General features: G+C 52.6%; 17 protein-coding genes and 1 pseudogene. 9 read left to right on the top strand and 9 right to left on the bottom strand.

The window, feature by feature from the left end; translation table 11 throughout:
- A partial coding sequence (locus tag PHV74_06260) for a hypothetical protein (GenBank protein ID MDD5093966.1) occupies positions 1–1,124 on the top strand: 1,124 nt, incomplete at its 5' end.
- 13 nt (positions 1,125–1,137) lie between these two features.
- Here PHV74_06260 and tilS read toward each other — a convergent pair.
- The 6 genes from tilS to PHV74_06290 are packed head-to-tail and all read right to left on the bottom strand — an operon-like array spanning position 1,138 to position 7,438.
- Positions 1,138–2,565: a tRNA lysidine(34) synthetase TilS gene (gene tilS / locus PHV74_06265; GenBank protein MDD5093967.1), complete on the bottom strand. Its 1,428-nt coding sequence runs from the start codon at positions 2,563–2,565 to the stop codon at positions 1,138–1,140.
- A gap of 45 nt (positions 2,566–2,610) precedes the next feature.
- Positions 2,611–3,213 (bottom strand): histidine phosphatase family protein, encoded by a 603-nt coding sequence (locus PHV74_06270; GenBank protein MDD5093968.1) that lies wholly within the window; start codon positions 3,211–3,213, stop codon positions 2,611–2,613.
- The gene (locus PHV74_06275) at positions 3,213–3,893 is read right to left on the bottom strand and encodes a TIGR03936 family radical SAM-associated protein (protein MDD5093969.1); all 681 of its coding nucleotides are present in this window, start codon (positions 3,891–3,893) and stop codon (positions 3,213–3,215) included. The genes PHV74_06270 and PHV74_06275 overlap by 1 nt, the downstream gene beginning before the upstream one ends.
- Positions 3,865–5,124, bottom strand: coding sequence for a hemolysin family protein (locus PHV74_06280; protein MDD5093970.1), 1,260 nt, complete (start codon positions 5,122–5,124; stop codon positions 3,865–3,867). Before PHV74_06280 ends, PHV74_06275 begins: the two co-directional genes overlap by 29 nt.
- 6 nt (positions 5,125–5,130) lie before the next feature.
- On the bottom strand, positions 5,131–6,456 hold the full coding sequence (mtaB, locus tag PHV74_06285; protein ID MDD5093971.1) for a tRNA (N(6)-L-threonylcarbamoyladenosine(37)-C(2))-methylthiotransferase MtaB: 1,326 nt from the start codon (positions 6,454–6,456) through the stop codon (positions 5,131–5,133).
- Position 6,457: 1 nt separating this feature from the next.
- Entirely contained in the window at positions 6,458–7,438 is a 981-nt protein-coding gene (locus PHV74_06290) for an ROK family protein (GenBank protein MDD5093972.1), read from the bottom strand.
- Positions 7,439–7,557: 119 nt separating this feature from the next.
- On the opposite strand from PHV74_06290, the gene PHV74_06295 reads away from it, so the two are divergent.
- Positions 7,558–8,124 (top strand): GNAT family N-acetyltransferase, encoded by a 567-nt coding sequence (locus PHV74_06295; protein MDD5093973.1) that lies wholly within the window; start codon positions 7,558–7,560, stop codon positions 8,122–8,124.
- A gap of 44 nt (positions 8,125–8,168) precedes the next feature.
- Here the strand turns inward: PHV74_06295 and PHV74_06300 are convergent, their stop codons facing one another.
- Positions 8,169–8,966, bottom strand: a complete 798-nt coding sequence (locus PHV74_06300; GenBank protein ID MDD5093974.1) for an SDR family oxidoreductase — start codon at positions 8,964–8,966, stop codon at positions 8,169–8,171.
- A gap of 158 nt (positions 8,967–9,124) precedes the next feature.
- Positions 9,125–9,910, bottom strand: a complete 786-nt coding sequence (locus PHV74_06305; protein MDD5093975.1) for an SDR family NAD(P)-dependent oxidoreductase — start codon at positions 9,908–9,910, stop codon at positions 9,125–9,127.
- Positions 9,911–10,064: 154 nt separating this feature from the next.
- Here PHV74_06305 and gltX point away from each other — a divergent pair.
- From gltX to PHV74_06330, 5 genes and pseudogenes are all read left to right on the top strand, one after another.
- Positions 10,065–11,534: pseudogene (gene gltX / locus PHV74_06310) on the top strand (glutamate--tRNA ligase).
- Between the two features lie 1,387 nt (positions 11,535–12,921).
- On the top strand, positions 12,922–14,616 hold the full coding sequence (locus PHV74_06315; GenBank protein MDD5093976.1) for a glutamine--tRNA ligase/YqeY domain fusion protein: 1,695 nt from the start codon (positions 12,922–12,924) through the stop codon (positions 14,614–14,616).
- Positions 14,616–15,431: an orotidine-5'-phosphate decarboxylase gene (pyrF, locus tag PHV74_06320; GenBank protein MDD5093977.1), complete on the top strand. Its 816-nt coding sequence runs from the start codon at positions 14,616–14,618 to the stop codon at positions 15,429–15,431. Before PHV74_06315 ends, pyrF begins: the two co-directional genes overlap by 1 nt.
- A 717-nt stretch (positions 15,432–16,148) precedes the next feature.
- Complete coding sequence (locus PHV74_06325) at positions 16,149–16,625, top strand: MaoC family dehydratase N-terminal domain-containing protein (GenBank protein ID MDD5093978.1); 477 nt, start codon at positions 16,149–16,151, stop codon at positions 16,623–16,625.
- Between the two features lie 24 nt (positions 16,626–16,649).
- Positions 16,650–17,114, top strand: coding sequence for a MaoC/PaaZ C-terminal domain-containing protein (locus PHV74_06330; GenBank protein MDD5093979.1), 465 nt, complete (start codon positions 16,650–16,652; stop codon positions 17,112–17,114).
- Between the two features lie 145 nt (positions 17,115–17,259).
- Here the strand turns inward: PHV74_06330 and PHV74_06335 are convergent, their stop codons facing one another.
- Complete coding sequence (locus PHV74_06335) at positions 17,260–18,312, bottom strand: mechanosensitive ion channel family protein (GenBank protein MDD5093980.1); 1,053 nt, start codon at positions 18,310–18,312, stop codon at positions 17,260–17,262.
- A 298-nt stretch (positions 18,313–18,610) separates the two neighbouring features.
- Between PHV74_06335 and PHV74_06340 the strand changes: the two genes are divergently transcribed.
- A complete protein-coding gene (locus tag PHV74_06340) occupies positions 18,611–19,300 on the top strand; it encodes a hypothetical protein (protein ID MDD5093981.1) in 690 nt (229 codons plus the stop codon).
- An 11-nt stretch (positions 19,301–19,311) separates the two neighbouring features.
- Positions 19,312–19,857 carry a nucleoside-diphosphate kinase gene (locus tag PHV74_06345; protein ID MDD5093982.1) on the top strand — a complete coding sequence of 182 codons (546 nt, stop codon included), beginning with the start codon at positions 19,312–19,314 and terminating at the stop codon, positions 19,855–19,857.
- Positions 19,858–19,933: the final 76 nt, after the last annotated feature.

Raw genomic sequence — 19,933 nt, forward strand, 5'->3', positions numbered from 1 at the left:
CATTCAATCTCAGCCTGACCCAGAAGGAAATCGCCTCGGCCATCAAAGGAGTTTTGCCTGACTCATGGGCACAAGCAAGATTCCAGGAAGTCGTCTACAGCATGGCAACCTACGTGAAAGGCGAGTCCAACAGCATCGCGATAACCATAGACCTGTCAGATCGAAAAGCAGCGGCCCTTCAGGTCTTGGCAGAAACGGTAGACAGGAAATTGAGCCCCCTCTTCTCGAGTTTACCCACTTGCAGCCTGGCAGAGTTCCAGAGATCCCTTCAGAACCTGCCACCCAGCGGCATTCCCTCTTGCAGGCCTTACGGAGTATCTTACGAGCAGTTCAAAAGCATGCTCCCTGTCTCCATTACCGATGTTCTCCAGCAAATGGTCATAGACCGGATACCGGACCGATGGACCTACACCGATGCCGATATCAGACGATCAATGGGCGTAGACAATCAAGAAATATTGGACAAGGCTCGCGGTTGGGTTCAAACGGGTTACACCTTCACCGATGCCGATCTCAAGGATGAACTGAATAGCGATGAAGAAGAAACCCTTGAGGATATCCGCGGATGGATCGCCGATGGCTATACCGTAGACCAGACAGACCTCCGCGATGCGATTTCAGATAAAGAGAGCGACCTTGACTCGTTCGACGATGCTCGCAGCGCCATTCATTCGGTCCGAAAATGGCTGTGGGTCATAATCCTCATTCCCTTCATCGTGCTCATCGCTATCGGCTTTCTGGCGGGACGGGATTGGAAAGGACGGGTATTATGGGCATTTACGACCCTCTTTATCGCCTCGCTGATCATCTATGTTGCCCTGACTGTAGCCTATTCCCATTCCATCAAACCGGACATCAAAGACGCCTTTGAACTATCGGACAAGACAGGACTTGAACTGGTCCTGCTGGAAAAGGGCCAAGAAGTAGCGGTCAATTTTGGCGATAGCTTTTTTGGCGGAATCAAGACCCGAGCCATCTGGACCATGATCTTCTCTGTCCTGATTGTGGGGGGAACAATTGCCTGGGAGACCAAAGGAGAAGACGCCAAGAGGATGATACGGACGCGTCGAAGGCGATCCGGACACGAGGATCAGAGCCACCCGATAAGCACGGGTCGATTCTAACCAAAGCATCCATTTAATCTCTTTCGAACTCGATTTCCAGGACTCGCCGGGTCGAAGGAGTCACCTTTGCCCGATCGTCGATGCGCCAGCCAACCACCCAGAGAATTTGGCCCCAGGAACAGAGCAGCGGAACCCGATCTCTCCAGGCACGGGGAATTTTGGCGTCAGTCATGAAATCCTGGAGTTTTTTGGACTCCTGCATTCCCAAAGGCTGAAATCGATCACCCTCTCGGCGGCTTCTGATAGTAAGATCAGCGCCGGTCAGATCGAAATCGAATACGGCCCTGTAAACCCCCGATTCCTGAACCCTGCATCCTGAATCCCAATCCCTGATTTGCGCCTTGACGCCCCAGCCGGAGATGAGCAGTTCACCTGGGACAGCCAATTTGTGTTCCCCTTCGAATTTCGGCAAGGGGCAAGGGGCCTCTTCCTCTGTTGTGATCAGGCTCTGGGTGTAATCGCCCCAGAATAACAGTCCTTCGGGCAGGAAGAGCTTCTTGCCTGCCGGATGCTCCATCGCCTCCAGCAGGCTTTCGATGTGAACCTCTTCGATATCTCTCAACTCTCCCAGCAACTTTTCCAGCACCGAACGGAGCAGATACCGCTTCAGGGAAAGAGAAAGACCCGCAAACGCTTTATTGTCGAGGGCAATGCCATCAGGCCGCTCACTGGCGACGGATTCCCAGAGCTGCGATACAGTTGCATCGATTTGATCCATGTCAGCTACAACAATCCGAGCTGTGCGGGTGAGATTTTCCCGGATGTTGGAATTATAGCCCTGAAGGATCGGCATCAGCTCAGAGCGGATACGATTGCGCAGGTATTTTGGTGAGAGATTGGAGGAATCGATTCTCGGAGAAAGATTGCATTGGCTGCAGTAAGCTTCGGTCTGCTGCCGGGTGACCTCCAGAAGAGGGCGGATCACCCTCAGGGAACCGCCCGGCAAATGCCGGCGAAAGAGCGGCTGCATACCTCGAAGTCCCGCCATTCCCGTTCCCCGGATCAGGTGCATCAGAATGGTCTCGGCCTGATCATCGGCGGTATGTCCCACTGCCACGGCATCAGCCCCAACCGACTTGGCAACCCGGCTGAAAAAGGCATAGCGGACCTCTCGGGCAGCTTCTTCCAGGGAAATCCGTTTCTCGACCTGGTATGAAGAGACATCGCGCTCCTCGATGATGACAGAGAGCGCCAATTTCTGTGCCAGTTCGGCAACATATCGGGCATCGCCATCCGACTCCTCGCCTCGCAAGCGGTGGTTCAAATGAGCGACGTGAAGATTGAGTCCAAGTTCATCCTGTAACTGCGCCAGAATGTGCAGGAGGCAGACGGAATCGGCCCCGCCGGAAACCCCCACAACCAGAGGGCCGGGCGCTTCAATAAGCTGATGGTCGTCAATAAAACGCCGGACCTGCCGGGACAACTGCTGGTCAATCTTCATCAGGATTTATCTCCCTCTGATCTACTCCCTCGATGCGAGAGGGTCCTACCCCAGATGGCAGGTATCGTTGAAGCAAACCAGCCGGGCCTGGCTGCCGAAAAAATCCAGCGTGGTAATGCTGGCCACATTCATCCCGAATCTGCGGAATTCTGAAAGGCTCAAATCAAGCGTCTTGCAGAGAAGACTCAAGATAACAAAGAAATGGCTGACCACGATCACTTTGCCGGAATGGCCGTTATTGAGTATGCCCTGGACAGATTCCCAAACCCGCTCCTGAACTTCCGGCAGAGACTCGCCACCCGGCAGCCGGGCCGCGGCGGCATTAATCGTCCAGAGTCGATAGAACTCCGGGTATTTGCACTTCACATCGGCAACCTGCACACCATCGAGTTCCCCCGCACTTATTTCTTTCAACCCATCGATGCCCTTTATCGGCAGCCGATGAAACCGATTGATCGCTTCGGCTGTCTCCAGGGCTCGTCTGAGCGGACTGGTGTAAATCGCTTCCACAGTTTCCTTTTGAAGGGATCGAGCGATCAAAGCCGCCTGTGCTATTCCCAGTTCGTTGAGAGGAAGATCGTGTTGTCCCTGCAACCGCCGTTGATGGTTCCAATCCGTCTCTCCGTGTCTGACCAGAATGAGTCGCATTACCCCGCTCCGAAAACCAGTTTTGTGCGATGGACAGACCTGGGTAAACCGGAAATTCCCATCGCCAGAATCACTTGCTCCGGCCTGCCCGATCCGCTTCCGTCACTGCAGAGCCTCATGCCAAGGGTATAACAGGATTCACCCCTGTCGATAATCCAGACGTCATCGATCAGCGCCCTCAAATCGTAACGATGCACATCCTCACCTCTGGCATGCTGCCACGGCAGAGTCACCTTCCCCAGTAAAGACCGAATCAATGCAGCCACTTCCTCAATGCCCTTGTCTGATTCCACTTCAACCCGATATTCCGAAAAACGGAGCTGGGATTGGAGCGAAGGGAGTCCGGGCCATAGCTCTTTTGCACCCAGTATGCTGACGCCCACGGGCAACTGCCTTCCTACCGCCTGGGTAAAGAATTCCAGCGACACCCTTCTATCAAAGAAAAGGTCCATCAACTCCCCCTCGCTGGTAACCCCAATGGCCAGCGGTGCCGCGATGGAGATTCTGGGATGAGGATTGAACCCCTGCGAGTACGTGAGAGGCATCCCTGCTCGGCGCAGCGCCCTTTGCCAGAGACGCATAATATCCAGATGGGTAATGTATTTCACTTCACCGCTACGGCTGAAGGTAACGCGAACTCTCTGCTGCGGATCAGGCTTTGATGACAAGTACCTTTTCAATCTTGACTCCCTTCATTTCGGTCACAGTAAGGGTAACCTCCTCGTGCTTAAGCCGCTCTCCCTCTTTCGGGATGTGACCCAGCGCATGGAGGATAAATCCGGCCAGGGTTTCATAATCCCCCTCCGGCAACCCCAATGCAAGCTCTTCATTCGCCTGCTCCAGCTTCATCCCGCCACTGACCTGATAGGTATTGAAGCCAATGGTCTCAACCGGCTTTTCGCCTACCGCCAACTCATCGCCTAATTGCCCTACGATTTCCTCCAGTATCTGCTCAATGCTCACCAGGCCAGCCGTGCCGCCGTACTCATCCACCACAATGGCCATATGAATATTCTGTTCCTGCATCTCGCCAAAAAGCTCTCCGATGATCTTGGTCTCCGGAACAAAATGCACCGGCCGAGCCAAATCGGTGACCACACTTCCTTCACCCAATTCTTTCTTGGCTTGCGCCATCAGCACATCTTTGATCCCCAGAACGCCCACCACATGATCCCTCATGCCTTCGAAAACAGGAAAGCGGGCATGCGGCGCTTGCGCATATATCTCCAGAAAATTTTCAAGCTTGGTATCTTTTTCCACCCACACGATATCCGTACGCGGCGTCATGATCTCGGCGACCTGACGATCCCCGAACTGGAAGACTCGCTCCATCATGTCTGCCTCATCCTCTTCCACAGCTCCCTCGTCACGCCCCAGAGAAATCATGGCCCGGATTTCTTCCTCGCTGATGAGGCCGCGTGGCGCTTCTCCCCCGCCAACAAACTCTCCCACACTCGAGGCAATTTTGGCCAGAATCAAGGTCACAGGGGACATGATTGTGGCAATGATCCTCATTGGATTGACATAGAGCAATGCCATTCGCTCGCTGGTACGAGTGGCGACGATCTTGGGAACGATCTCAGCAAATATCAACAGCATGATCGTGACAGCAACAGTGGCTACCACCACTCCCACCCCTTCCCCCAGGACATCCACGGCGATCAGCGTGCCCAACGCGGCAGCGGCCGTATTGACGAAATTATTGCCCAGAAGCACAGTCGCCAGCAGCCGATCAGGCTGCTGGACCATTTTCTCCACCTCGTCAGCGCCTGCAACGCCGCTGCTCACCATATGCCGGATTCGCACTCTCTGCAGGGAGATGAAAGCCGTCTCCGAGCTGGAGAAGAAAGCTGACGTCATAAGGCATAGGAAAAAGAGGATCAGATAGATCAAATTGGCATTCTCACCCATATCGTTTCATTCCTCCCCTTGCGTGAATTCCCAGGTGATCTCTCCCCAAAGAGTATCGTGATGTTCGCTCCGCAGAGCAGCCAGAAGCAATCGATTGGTCAGAGGTTCTTCGCTCTGTGTAACCACCTTGAGATAATTGCTCGTATGCCCGATCCATAAATCTTCCTTTCGCTCCTCCCACAAGACCACGAGCGTCTTCCCCAGGAACGCGCGGCGAAATCTCCGGGCGCTTTGCTGCGCCAGATCGATCATGGCATGGCTTCGATCTTTTTTGACCTTCTCCGAAACCTTATCCGCCATTCGCGATGCGGCAGTCCCGGAACGCGGGGAATAGGGAAAGATGTGCAAATTGGCAAAACCCATTTGCTCGCAAAACCGATAGCTTTGTTCGAATTCCGCCTCACTCTCTCCGGGGAAGCCGACAATGACATCGGTGGTAATCGCAACATCAGTCATTGCAGCCCTGACCGCATCCACCGTCGCATGGTACTCCTCGGTGGAATACGCTCGGTTCATGCGGCGGAGCACAGAATCGCTGCCGCTTTGAAGCGCCAGATGGAGATGACGGCAGATTCTCTCATTGTCTCTCCAGAGCCCAATCAAGGAAGGCGAGATTTCCCTTGGCTGCAGTGAGGACAGCCGAATCCGTTCAATGTTTGTTTCATTCAGAATATGCCTCAGCAGCCCTTCGAGTCCACCCGGGCTGTTGTGAGCTCCGATTCTGGTTCCGGTGAGAACGATCTCTTTGCATCCCGCCTCAACCATAGAGTTGACTTCGCCAATGACCGCTTCCGCTACAACGCTGCGCTCACGGCCTCTGACATAGGGCACGATGCAATAGGAACAAGGATGGTTGCACCCATCCTGAATCTTGATCATTGCCCGGGTTCGAAGAAGCAATGGCGCTAAATCATGGTAGCCGTTGCCATTCTCAGGAGAGCCAGGATAACCCAGCCGGACCTCCACCAGTTCCACCAGGCGATCCTTATCCCTGTTGCCAACAACCATGTCCACGCCTTCAATCCGGCCCAACCCTGCGGCATCTCGGTCTGCATAACATCCGATCGCAACGACCAGTGAGGCGGGATTGTTTCGTCGAAAATTGCGCAGGTATTGCCGGCACTTGCGGTCGGCAATGTGAGTCACGGTGCAGGTATTTAAAACAAAAATGTCAGGGGTTTCATCTGGAGACACCAGCCCATATCCGGCCAAAACAAACCGGCGCGCCAGCGACTGGCTCTCCGCCTGATTGAGTTTGCAGCCGACAGTCTGCAAAGCGACAGTGGCTTTGAAAAGGCTGCAAGGATCACCTTCCCCTTCAGCTCTATTCATTTCATTCCCTGCGGGGCATCGCCTGGAGTTTATCCAGCGCAAAGGTCACGGCGACCAGAATGCCGGAATCATCCCCCAAGCTTGAGCAGACTACCCTCGCTCCGTTTTTGAAATCCGGCATGGCCTGTTCGGCTATCACCTCACGGATGGGACCCAGAAGCAACTCGCCCGCATTGGATACCCCCCCACCAATAATGACCACCTGGGGATCGAAAATGTGGATGAGGGACACAATGGCAAAGCCCAGGCTGGTCCCGGCGTTTCGCATGACCTCGCATGCCAGAGCATCTCCATCACGGGCAGCCTGTACCACCATCTCTGCCCTTATCTCGGACAAGCTGCTGCCGACAAATGAGGAAAGCCTGCTGCTCTCCCCCCTGGAGATCCTTTTCGAAGCCATGAGCGCGATAGCAGGCCCGGAAGCCATAGCTTCGAGATGCCCTCTTCCGCCGCAATTGCACATCGGCCCCTGTGGGTCAACGACCATATGTCCCAACTCGGAAGCTGAAATCCTGGAGCCCCGCAGCAATTCTCCTCCGGTAATCACGCCCCCACCAATGCCCGTGCTGACGGTGATATAGATGAGATGATTACACCCCCGGCCCGATCCTAACCGGTTCTCTCCCAAAGCAGCCATATCGGCATCATGCTCCAGCCAGACTGGCAGCCGGAATTCTTCTTCCAACAGCGCCTTCAACGGCACATTCCGCCAGGTAGGAAGGCTGGGAGGAGTTAAAATTACCCCTCTTGCCGGATCGATCGGTCCGGCTGAGGCCACCGCGATCCCTCTCACTTTTTCAAAATCGACACACGAGGCAGTTTTGCGTATCAGCGTTTTGAGCCGCTCAACGCCATTCTGAGGGCCTTTTTCAGCCTGTGTTCGCTCCGCATTCCTGGCAATGAGCTTGCCGCTCCCATCAGCAAGAGCAACTCTCAGATTCGTACCGCCGATATCGATCGCTATGATAAAACACTCATTCACGGCTCAAAAGCACTGCCTTTCAGATGGCTCCCTTAGCTTAGGATAGCATAATTAACCATATACAAAAAGAACTCCGGCAACCCTTGACAGGCCATTTCATAAGACCTAAAATAGCACCAATGTCATCAACCACGCTTCGCGGGAAGAACCATCGAGGGGACAAGATAGTCCTTCGGGAGAAGCGGCTTACCGATGCCGTCAGCGACTACGCATGGGAGACAGATGGCGAACTGATGGATTTGGACGCAGCCGAGGCGCTTCAGATGCCCTTTGCCGAATTCCTGGTGCACTATGCCGAAATCATCAATCATCAAAACAAGCGAAACCACCGATTTGGGATTGAGACCCTGGACGGAAAGTATATCGGAAACTGCGGCTACTATAACCTCGACCCCATCAGCAAAGAAGCGGAAATCGGCATAATGATCGGGGACCGCGAGTACTGGGGAAAAGGATACGGCTCGGATGCAGTGGCCACGCTGGTGCGGCATGTCTTCCTTGATGTCGGACTCGAAAAAATACGTTTGCTCACCTTGAACTCAAATATCAGAGCTCAGATGTGTTTTGAGAAGTGTGGGTTTGTCAGTTCCGGCCGCATGGTAAAAAATAAATATGAGTTTGTGGTGATGGAATTATACCACGCCAAACCCAAACCATCCTCAAGAAGACGCAATGTAAAGAAGTAACCGCCCTGTCGGAAAGCCTTCTGCACCACCCAACCAGATATTTTCTAGATATACAGTCCGCCGGTAGCGTTAAGCACATTCCCAGTAATCCACGAAGCTTCATCCAGAGCCAGCAGCAATACGCTTTTCGCGGCGTCTTCCGGCGTCATCATCCCTCCCCCAACGGTTTGGCTCTCCATCTGCTGAACCATCGCCTCTCTGGCCTTCTGAGGAATGCCTGTCTTTTCACCGAAAAACTCCTCGCCCTTCTCTTTGGTTGTGGTGAATCGGGTCTCCACACCGCCAAAGGCCACCGCATTACAGGTCACCCCGTACCTCATCCATTCTCTGGCTACCGTTTTGGTGATCCCGATCACCCCCGATTTAGATGCAGCGTAGTTGATTTGCCCGGGGTTTCCGGTCAACCCCACGATGGAAGATACGTTTATGATTCTCCCGTTGTGGCCCTTTTTCATCATGTGCCTTGATGCCGCCCGGATGCAGTTGAAAGTCCCCTTGAGATTGATATCGATGACCAGATTCCACTGCTCATCGGTCATTCGACTTGCCAGGTTATCCCGCGCGATTCCGGCGTTGTTCACCAGTATATCCAGCTTGCCGAACTTCTCGATCGCCGTATCTATGAGCTTCTTCGATTCTTCCGGCAGGCGTATATCGGCAACGCACACCGCTGCCTTGCCGCCGGCACCTTCGATTTCCCTTGCTGCTCCCAGAGCAACCGCCTCATCGACATCGTTGATGACCACGCTGGCCCCTTCTTTAGCGAAAAGCTCAGCTATTGCTTTGCCGATACCTCTGCCGGAGCCGGTGACCACTGCCACCTTGCCGTCTAATCTACCCATTTTGTTCTCCCCATAAGGATTTATGAATCTTCCCGATACACGTCGAGCCGGTTGCGCTCACTCGCAGCAAAATACGTTCAGCGTTCCCTATTATGATCAGGGGTATACCCCCTAAAAGGCGTATACCCCTGTAAATCGCTATGGCTTTATGGTTATGTCTAGTTAAATCCGTAGATAGCCGCTTGGATACAATTGCCGTTGATGCACCAGGCTTCGGGAGTGGCAAAGAAGAAAATGGGCCATGCCGCATCTGCCGGCTGCATGATCTTGCCGTGATATTTCTCCATGATATTATCGCGGGCTTTCGCGGGTATTCCCAGTTTTACCCCACCCACCACCTCGTCTTGCGATTCGGCAGACTTAGTAAGCCGGGTATCAACCGGACCATAAGCAACGCAATTGCAGGTAACGCCAAAGTTCTCCCACTCGCGGCCGATGACCTTGGTCAGAGCGATGATTCCACCCTTAGCGGATGCATAGTTTGCCTGTCCGGGATTTCCCCTGACGGCGGCCATCGAGGAGACATTGATTATGCGTCCGTTATGGTTTTCTTTGCGCATATATTTGGCTGCAGCGCGAATGCAGTTGAAAGTTCCCTTCAAGCTGATATTGACGCACTGGTCCCACATTTCGTCGGTCATCTTGTGGATCACGCCGTCGCGAGTGAGGCCGGCGTTGTTAACCAGAATATCCAGCTTCCCAAAACTCTCCGCTGCGGTGTCCATCAGCTTCTGGCACTGATCCGGCTTGGTGATGTCGGCCTGGCACCCTACGACCTTTCCGCCAGCCTTCTTGATCTCGGCCACGGTCTCATCGACCACTTTCTGATCGATATCGTTTATAACTACCGAGGCGCCTTCCTTACAAAAGAGCTCTGCAGTGGCTTTACCTATGCCTCTTCCCGAACCGGTGATTACGGCTACTTTCCCATCTAGTTTACCCACATTTCCTCCTTCGATTAATCTTGAAATTTTGTTACAAAAGGGCTCGCCCTTTTCCACCACACAGTTTACCATAGAACAAAATCCGTGTCATCCGCTCCAATAGACTCTCTCCATCCATGATGCTAGAATAGGAGTCGATATTGGACGGTGAATTGTGAGCGAGAGAGAAATCAGAGTCCGCTATGCGCCCAGCCCTACCGGAAATCCGCACGTGGGGAATATCAGGACCGCCCTTTTTAACTGGCTTTATGCCCGGCACACCGGCGGCAAGTTCATCGTGCGGATTGAAGATACGGACCAGGCACGCAAAATGGAGGGAGCCCTGGAGAGTATCCTCGATAGCCTGCGCTGGCTGGGGCTCGACTGGGATGAGGGCCCGGAGGTCGGCGGTGATTACGGCCCTTACTTTCAATCGGAGCGGCTGGATTTATATCAGAAGTACGCCCATCAGTTGATCCAGTCAGGACACGCCTATAAATGCTACTGCTCCTCGGATCGGCTGGCCCGCATGCGCGAGCAGATGGTCGAGCGCAAGGAATCGATACGCGCCTATGATCGCCATTGCCGCAATCTGAGCCGGGAGGAGCAAATCAGGCTTGAGGCTGAAGGATGTCCTGCGGTCATCCGCCTCAAAGCGCCCCTGGAAGGACAAACCACATTCCACGATCTGATCCGCGGCGAGGTGACGTTCGATAACACCCAGCTCGATGATCTGGTGCTGCTCAAATCGGACGGCTTCCCGACGTATCATATGGCCAATATCGTCGATGACCATTTCATGAAGATATCGCACGTCATGCGCGCCGATGAATGGCTTTCCAGCACCCCGCGCCATGTGCTGCTTTACCAGGCGTTTGGCTGGGAGCCGCCGATATTCGCCCATTTGCCGATGATCCTGGGGCCGGACAAATCGAAACTGAGCAAGCGGCACGGAGCTACCGCGGTGACCGAGTTCAGGGATCAGGGATTTCTTCCCGAAACAATGCTGAATTTTCTGGCCCTCTTGGGCTGGTCGCTGGATGATAAAACCGAGATATTCACCCGTGAAGAACTGGTGAAGCATTTCTCCATCGAACGCATCAGCAAGACAGCGGCCGTTTTCGATCATGAAAAGCTGCGGTGGATGAACGGGACCTATATCCGTCAGTTTAGCTCGGAGGCGCTATTGGAGAAAGTGATGCCGGTCTTTGAGCGCGATCTCCCGCCTTCGGTGAAACGCCCCATCCCAGAAGATTACGCGCGCCAGATTGTGCCGCTGATTCAGGAGCGCATCAACACCATCAAGGAAGCAGCTTCCTATGCCGATTTCTTCTTCCTCGATGAACTCGATTACGACTCCGCGTTGCTGATCGATAAGAAGATGACTTCAGAAACGACTCTCGCTGCTCTTAAAGCGTCTCTGGAAAAGCTCTTTGGCATTGACAAGTTCAGTCATGAATCATTGGAGGCAACGCTTCGGCCTCTGGCTTCGGAACTTGGACTTAAAGCGGGGCAACTCTTCAGCCCGATTCGTATAGCCTGCACTGGCCGCACCGCTTCACCGGGACTTTTTGAGACCATGACGGTGCTGGGCAAGGAAAGATGTTTGAAGCGGATTGCAGCTGCCATAGAAAGGCTGCGTGAAGATGAATTGAACCTGAAATTGAGCCAGTATCCTCTTCTTTCAGCCCACTTAGGAATCTCCTTGCGACAGCGCATTATGAGAGACGATTGGTTTGAAAATAGATTCATCAGGGCTCTTTTCACCGATTCGGATTGGATGCAGCATCAGGAACAGCTTTTTGCAGATGCGCAACTTGAGAAAGTCCACAATAGTCAGGGCATTTTTAGCAATCTCAACGGGCATGACCCAAACTATGATCTCAAAATCCTTGATGCACTTGCCGAGGTGAGATTGATCAGTTGGGCAAAAGCAAATAACTACAATGATATAAGAAAGCTCAGTACGGATAACAAGACAAAGACGGCCGAGTTCCTCATGAAAAAAGGCGAAGAGACAGTTATTGCAGAAGCAAAGAACTTCAGGGAAAGAGATTATCTCATTGATTTTGCATATGATCGCATAGGTGGGCTTTTCCTAAAGTCTGGGCTCTGCTACCAAATTGGCCTTGCTATTGAGACCACTGACACGTACGAGGATTGCCGGGATACTCTGAACTCAACCCGACAAAATGAGAGATATCCCAAAATAGCACAATCACGAAAAGACCTCCCAGAAGACCTGCTGGATTGTCTGGCAAACGAGCGTTGTTCAGAGATAGCGGTTCTTAACGGCATGTTCACCATTGAACGGACCTCATATGTGGGGATTCTGTCATTTGGAGGAACCTACTTAGGAGATCCACGCCAGATATTCAAGCTGATGATCGAAAAGATTAAGGGCAAGTTAGAGGAGGCGCTCCAGCAAATTGCAGATTGCCTTGATGCCCAACATAACAAGGAGTCCATTTCCAATGCCTTGGTTTTCTTGTCTGGCACGGGCCGAGAAGGCCGTGATTGGGCCACCATGTGGGATGTGTTATGTAAATTTGATGATGCCGACGCATGGAGAAAAGTGCATCTAGTGCACACAGAAGCAAAACGAAAGCTAGACATTCCATTTGATCTAATCGTGGCAATGGATAACCCCCTAAGATATGATTACTTCCCTTGGACTCGCGAAGAATGCGAGATTCGAGGACTCAAAAAGCTTAACCCAGATGTGAAGAAGTAAAGGGCAGGCGTAGCATGAGAGCCCCATCATGACTGAAAGAGGTGCAGGATTCTTCCTGCCGGGGGTCTGGGGGTGTCCCCCAGTTATCTTTTACTCCCCCTCTCCTGAGGAGAGGGGGCCGGGGGGTGAGGGAGATGGATTCCCGATCGCGTCGGGAATGACGTAAACCAGAAGTCCCTCTCCCTTAATGGGAGAGGTTAGAGCCTGCCCCGGACTTGATCCGGGGTGAGGATGAACTTTCCCCCTCCCTCTAACTCCCGCCCACAGAGGGGCGGGAGAATTTTAAAGGATACGAAATATGACCGAACCAAATTCAACGCCCATCCGCGACTTCATCCGCGATATCATCAACGAGGACCTCAAGACAGGCAAGTTCGGCGGAAGGGTTCATACCCGTTTCCCACCGGAGCCCAATGGCTATCTGCACATCGGGCATGCCAAATCCATTTGCCTGAACTTCGGAATTGCCACTCAGTACGGCGGGAAGTGCAATCTACGCTTCGACGATACCAACCCGGTCAAGGAAGACCAGGAATACATCGACGCCATCATCCGGGACGTCCAATGGCTGGGGTTCGACTGGGAGGATCGGCTGTTCTACGCCTCCGACTATTTTGAGCAGATGTACAACTGGGCGATTGATCTTATCAAGAAGGGCAACGCTTATGTCGATGACCTGAGTTCGGAAGAGATCAGAGCGTATCGCGGCACGCTGACTCAGCCGGGCAAGGAGAGCCCGTATCGTAATCGCTCAGCGGAAGAGAACCTGGATTTGTTCCGGCGCATGAGGGCAGGCGAGTTCCCCGATGGCTCACGTGTGCTTCGGGCAAAAATCGATATGTCTTCTCCGAACTTCAACATGCGCGATCCGGTGATGTACCGCATCCTGCATGCTTCGCATCCCCGCACCGGCGATAAATGGTGCCTCTACCCCATGTACGACTGGGCTCACGGCCTGGAGGATTCCATCGAAAAAGTCTCCCATTCCATCTGCACGCTGGAGTTTGAAGATCACCGTCCCCTCTACGACTGGTTTCTCGATTCGCTGGGCATCTATCATCCGCAGCAGATCGAGTTTGCGCGCCTCAATCTCAGCTACACTGTGATGAGCAAGCGAAAACTGCTGGAACTGGTCCGAGAAGGATACGTCAGCGGGTGGGATGATCCCCGCATGCCGACGATCTCCGGTCTGCGCAGGCGCGGCTATACTCCGGAGTCCATTAGGAACTTTGCCGAGCGCATCGGGGTGGCCAAAACCGACAGCACCATCGATATCGCGTTGCTGGAGCACTGCATCCGGGAGGAGTTGAATCTGAGTGTGCCGAGAGCGATGGTCGTGCTGCATCCGCTCAAGATCGTCATTGAAAACTACCCGGAAGATCAGGTGGAGGAAATGGAGGCCATCAACAATCCAGAAGACCCGGGCATGGGGACGCGGAAGGTGCCGTTCTCGCGCGTTCTCTACATCGAAAAGGACGATTTCCGCGAGGAGCCTCCGCCCAAGTTTTTCCGTTTGGCCCCCGGCAGAGAGGTGCGGCTGCGGTACGCCTACATCATTAAGTGCGTCGGCGTGGTCAAGGATGAGAAAACCGGCGAAGTTACGGAGTTGCGCTGCACCTATGACGCCCAGACCCGGAGCGGCTCGACCGAGAGCGGCCGCAAGGTGAAGAGCACCATCCACTGGGTTTCGGCTGCTCACGCTCGGGAAGCTGAAGCTCGGCTGTACGATCATCTCTCCATAAAGGCAGACCCTTCAGACGTAGCCGATGGCGCAGATTGGAAAACCACCGTGAATCCAAAATCGATAGAAACGGTGACCTGCCTTGTTGAGCCAAGTCTGGCGCAGGCTAAGCCGGGCAGCCGTTACCAGTTTGAGCGTCAGGGATACTTCTTTGTCGATCCGGTAGGTTCTTCCGATGTGAAACCTGTATTCAACCGGACGGCCACCCTTCGCGATACCTGGGCCAAGATCGAAAAAAAGGAGGCCCATTGATGAACTTCGCCGAAAAGCTGGCCAACGCATCTCGGAAAAACAAGAGCCTTCTCTGTGTCGGCCTTGACCCCGACCCCACTCGCATGCCCCCCGGTATCGACGTTGTGCAATTCTGCCACCAGATCATCGAGTCGACCAGCGATCTGGTATGCGCCTATAAGCCGAACTTCGCTTTCTTCGAGTCTCTGGGAACGGACGGGCTCCTTACGCTGGAGAGAATCTGTAAACGTATTCCCGACCACGTTCCGGTAATTGCCGATGCCAAGCGGGGAGACATCGGCAACACAGCCAAGAAGTATGCCCGATCAATATTCGATGTGTTAGGGTTCGATGCGGCCACTGTGAATCCATATCTCGGCCGGGATTCGATTGAACCCTTTATGGATTATGTCAACAAGGGGATTTTTATCCTTTGCAGCACCTCCAATTCCGGCGCGACTGATTTTCAGCAACTCCGCTGCGAGATGGCAGGGAGCAGCAAAATGCTTCCGCTCTTTGAGATCGTGGCCATGAAGGCTTCGGAATGGAATACTCACCATAATATCGGGCTGGTGGTGGGAGCTACTCAACCGGAGCCGTTGAAGCGAGTCCGGGAACTCTGTCCCGATATGCCGCTCTTGATCCCCGGCGTCGGAGCGCAGGGGGGAGACCTGGCCTGGGCAGTCAAAAACGGGGTTGATGCCAATGGCGAAAAAGCCATCGTCAACGCCTCGCGCCAAGTCCTCTACGCCTCAAATGGAATTGATTTTGCCTCGGCCGCCAGACTGGAGGCCGAAAGAATTCGCCACGAGATCAACCGGGCTCTGGGAAGATAACAGATCTGTCACACTCGAGCAAGGAGATTGTTTGGGGAGGTTACTCTGCGCAGGGAATGGATTCTTCACGGAGTCTATCCTGAGCGGCCGACAGATTCTTCGCTCTGCTGTTCAGAAACTCCCTGGCCTGTAAAGGGAAAATCCTTAATCCGTCTCCCCTGTGAAAACCGGGGTCCAAGAGCGACTGGATTCCGGCCGGAGTTTACCCCGTACCCGATACGGGGCCGGAAAGACAAATGGGCGTAATTGCTCTTGGATTCTCCCCCCTATGGCTCCCTCCCACAAGGGGAGGGAGAACTGTTTTCCCCGGCCCAATAACGAATAGGAAAAAGGTACTGGTTCCCCTGACGCCTGCCCGGTTCTCCCGTTATTTATGGCGTGAGGGCAAAAGCAGCTATCCAAAAAGGGGGATATCAAATATCAAAACTAGGCATTTTGGGTTGGGCTTTAGTTAGCATTCTTGTGATTATAGGCGGTATGGCTGCAGAAAAAGTGGTTCTGGCCGTGATTTCCTGAGGAGCAGATAAGCAAGCTACAGAAGGTTAAAATTACCCGAGTCGGTCTTCAGGGTAGAGGCTCTCGCCCAATACGATGATTGAGCGGCTACCCTTTACTGTTTGCGCCATCGGTCCTCTCTAGATTGAGTTGACAGAGAATACCCGAAAAGTTTAACATTTGAGAGAGGTTCTTCTACTAAAGGTTAAAGGGGGATAATTTATGACGTCAGAAGCGATCAAGAGTTTCATAGGTCGAACAGGGGAACTCAAGATTTTTGAGGTGGAGAAGGGAGCAATCAAGAGATATGCCGACTCGGTTGGCGAGACTAACCTGCTCTACTGGGATGACGAGTTCGCCAAGAATTCGAAGTACGGTGCTATCATTGCCCCGCCCGGGTTCTTCGGCTGGCCTACCTCATGGACGGGTGCCATGCCGTTCCAGGATGAGATCATGGTGGATTTGATGGAGGCGCTGGCTAAGGAAGGTTACCCTCGTATTCTTGACGGCGGAATAGACTATGAGTTCTATATGCCGATCAGGGCCGGGGATACATTGGCGACAATATCCAAGGTTGCAGAGATCAATGAAAAGGAATCCAAAACCGGCAAGATGTATTTATCAAGCATAGATACTACTTTCACCAACCAGAACGGCAGCTTGGTAGCCAAGGCGCGCAAGAATTTCTTCGCCCGCTAATTTTTCTAACCTTGGGAGGTAAAAATGACGACACAGATTGTTTTCGAAGATGTCAAAGTAGGTTCTGAGGTAACCCCGCTGAAGAAAATCGCCACCACTCAGATGCTGGCCAAGTGGGCTGGCTCTTCCGGAGATTTCAACCCGCTCCACTACGAAGATACCTTTGCGGCTGCTCAGGGAGTTGGCAAACCAATTGTCCACGGTCAGCTGAAGAGGGCTTGGCTGGTTCAGCTGGTCACCGATTGGATGGGATCACAGGGGACCTTGAAGAAATTCTCCTGCCAGTTCCGAGCTATGGACTATCCCCGGCAGATGGCATCGATGCATCAGTATAAGGATGGCGAAACCTGGTGGTGCAAAGGCACCGTCACCAAGACTTATGTCGAAGCCGATGAACATTGTGCAGATTGTGATATCTGGGTAGAGAACGGCAAGGGCGAGAAGACAACCATAGGCAGCGCCACCGTTGCGCTTCCATCGCGGAAATAGTAGCAACTGATTGGGGCTTCATCGAGAGAGAGCCGCTCACCCCGCGATTCCTGCGGGGTGAGCGGCTCTCTCTTTTTGCTATCCACGCTATGATTCAGCTACTTCCCGAGCCGAGCTGACCATAAAGCGTTGCTGTCCTGGCAGGTTAATTCTGGGCGAAATAAATCTTGCGCGCCGGGTACTGGATATCGATGCCCTCCTCAGCGAATCGCTTGTTTAGAGCCTTGATGAATTCGCTCTTGAGAGGGAATTGGCTGACGCGATCCCTGGCCTTCAATATGATGCTGAAATTGATATTGGAATCCCCGAATTCCTTGAAGCGGACTAGCGGCTCGGCATCCTTTGCGCCTTCAGGCATTTTCTGCATCACCTCTCTGGCCACTTCCAGTGCCACCCGTTCCACCTTCACCAGATCACTGGCATAATTAACGCCGCAAGAGATCCCGAACAGCATCGCTGCATCAGGCACCTCATAATCAGTCACAACGGCCTCCGCCAACTTAGAGTTGGGCATGACGATGATGTTCCCCTGCCAGTGCCGAAGTTTGGTGCTCCTCCAGCTGATACTTTCCACATACCCCTCTGGCCCATTCTCCAGCATAATGTAATGTCCCTTCTTGATAACGCCATCTGCTGCCACGTACGATCCTGCCAGCAAGTTTGTGAGAGTGGACTGGAGGGCAAGCGCAATAGCCAACCCGCCAATTCCCATACTGGCGATAAAGGGGCTAATGTTAATATTCAGTCGGTCCAAGATGATCATGAACGCTATGGCATAGATAAGAAACGTTGCCACCTTCCTCAATATAGGCAGAAGTTTATCATCGATGCTTGTATTGGTACGTGCTGCCACCTCGATACCGTACCAAGTCAGCAATGCGCGGGAGGTCCCCGTCAGAGCCATGGCAACGATGGCGATATAAACCGCAACGAACGCTTGTTCGATATCTGGATCATGCTCGGTGGACTGTGCCAGAGCCAACCATAAGCCTAAGGCAATGAAACTTAAGAAGATTGGCGTCTTGAGGGCTTGAATGAGAAGGTCATCCAATACGGTTTTGCTCCGCTTGGCAACAACACCAACAACCTCGGTAATGATCCATCTGGAGGCAAATGCAAAGCCAAAACAGGCCAAGAAGATACCACCGGACATACAGTATCTCACCCACGGGTCAATATCTTTCAGATCAATATGCATCGAAAATCACCTTCTCACAAATCTTCCAGCTATATACTACCCTGTCTTTTCCATCGCGGTCAAACGTCTGCCCCCAGCCGTAACTGTCAATTGCGAATTCCATACCACGTGTGATAGAGTGATTTAAGGGAAGCAGGTGATTGTTCTTGTTGCCCACAATCATCTGTGCACTCATTTAAGGCGGTGTCGAAATTATCTTCCAGTCGACAAAAGCACCAATTCGAAAGCTTAGTATATTGTTAGTGATTCGCCCAATTTTCTATTGTGGACAGATATCACCTCGGTACGAGATATTGATATGACCAGAGATATGGAGTCATCTTGGACTGTCGAGGATGAACTTTGCAGGGTTGCTGAAACGACCAACATCGGCCAAGCCCTATACAAGTTTGGCCTCTTGAACAGCCCTACAACGCAATTTTATCTTGATGAAACCGGAAGCAAATGGGCTCGAGGAGGGGCCGAAACATATATATATCCATTCTCAGTCACCCCAGAAGGCAGTGGGAAATCAGAATTACTGATTAAAGCATGTGTGGCTTTTGACGGCGGGACAACCATTGAAAACATACTCAACGGCTGGGTTGAACGTCGTAAATTATTGGCAGCGAACGGGGTATTCGCTCCAAAGCTATACGGGTGGGGACATGGAGACGTTATTGAGGAGTTTTTGCCTTACAGCGTCAAAGACGTCCTATTGCAATCAATAGAGCCGCCTTCCGAAATATTAGATCTGTTGGTTTTGTATACGGCATCTTTGTCAAAGCTTGGGTTTGCTGCAATAAGCCCTTTTCATGATTTGCGTTCTCATGGAAGCGACGTTGTAGTAGTCGATCTTGGGCAGGATATCGGTCCACCGGGCAGCATGAAGACGCCACAACCAGAATTGTTTGGTTTGCTCTGCGACTATCTTCAATCAATCGGCATCCACCTGTCGTCTGATTTACTAGATGAACTAAGGGCAACATTTACCATAAACTGTCAATAGATTAAGGAGGAATTGAAGTGGAGAAGACCTTTGTCATGATCAAGCCTGATGCAGTTCGCCGTGGCCTGATTGGTGAAATTATTTCCACATTTGAACGATCGGGGCTCAGCTTATATTCGATGAAGATGTTGCGTCCAACCAAAGACCTTGTAACCAGGCACTATCCAGATACCACAGATTGGTATTCAACCGTTGGCAAAAAGTGTCTCGACGGGTATTCACTTGTAGGCAAGGACGTCAAATCAGAACTGGACACGGATGATCAAGTTGAAATCGGGAAAATGGTTAAGCGTTGGCTCGTCGACTTTCTTACCAGCGGCAATGTTGTTGCGATGATTTGGGAAGGCAATTCAGCAGTAAAAAATGCGCGCCGTATTACTGGCAACACACTGCCCATTATGGCAGATCCGGGTTCAATCCGCGGGCGGTACAGCGTTGATTCGCCAGACATAGCCAACGCTGAAAAGCGACCCGTACACAATCTTATACACGCTTCAGGGGAGATCGATGAGGCCAGAGATGAAATTGCACTCTGGTTTCCGGAGCTCCATTTGTGAGCCTAACGAAGCATCAGTTACGGTAGTAAACATCGCTGGGACAGAGATTATGTCGATAGGAAATCATAACGGCAAA

The organism is Dehalococcoidia bacterium (assembly GCA_028711995.1).
In the GTDB taxonomy this organism is placed as follows: Bacteria; Chloroflexota; Dehalococcoidia; order SZUA-161; family SpSt-899; genus JAQTRE01.

Coding starts and splice junctions, on each gene's coding strand:
- PHV74_06340 (MDD5093981.1), top strand. CDS start 18,611: ATGACCAGAGATATGGAGTCATCTTGGACTGTCGAGGATGAACTTTGC.
- PHV74_06330 (MDD5093979.1), top strand. CDS start 16,650: ATGACGACACAGATTGTTTTCGAAGATGTCAAAGTAGGTTCTGAGGTA.
- PHV74_06335 (MDD5093980.1), bottom strand. CDS start 18,312: ATGCATATTGATCTGAAAGATATTGACCCGTGGGTGAGATACTGTATG.
- PHV74_06300 (MDD5093974.1), bottom strand. CDS start 8,966: ATGGGTAGATTAGACGGCAAGGTGGCAGTGGTCACCGGCTCCGGCAGA.
- pyrF (MDD5093977.1), top strand. CDS start 14,616: ATGAACTTCGCCGAAAAGCTGGCCAACGCATCTCGGAAAAACAAGAGC.
- PHV74_06295 (MDD5093973.1), top strand. CDS start 7,558: ATGTCATCAACCACGCTTCGCGGGAAGAACCATCGAGGGGACAAGATA.
- PHV74_06325 (MDD5093978.1), top strand. CDS start 16,149: ATGACGTCAGAAGCGATCAAGAGTTTCATAGGTCGAACAGGGGAACTC.
- mtaB (MDD5093971.1), bottom strand. CDS start 6,456: ATGAATAGAGCTGAAGGGGAAGGTGATCCTTGCAGCCTTTTCAAAGCC.
- PHV74_06280 (MDD5093970.1), bottom strand. CDS start 5,124: ATGGGTGAGAATGCCAATTTGATCTATCTGATCCTCTTTTTCCTATGC.
- PHV74_06270 (MDD5093968.1), bottom strand. CDS start 3,213: ATGCGACTCATTCTGGTCAGACACGGAGAGACGGATTGGAACCATCAA.
- PHV74_06315 (MDD5093976.1), top strand. CDS start 12,922: ATGACCGAACCAAATTCAACGCCCATCCGCGACTTCATCCGCGATATC.
- tilS (MDD5093967.1), bottom strand. CDS start 2,565: ATGAAGATTGACCAGCAGTTGTCCCGGCAGGTCCGGCGTTTTATTGAC.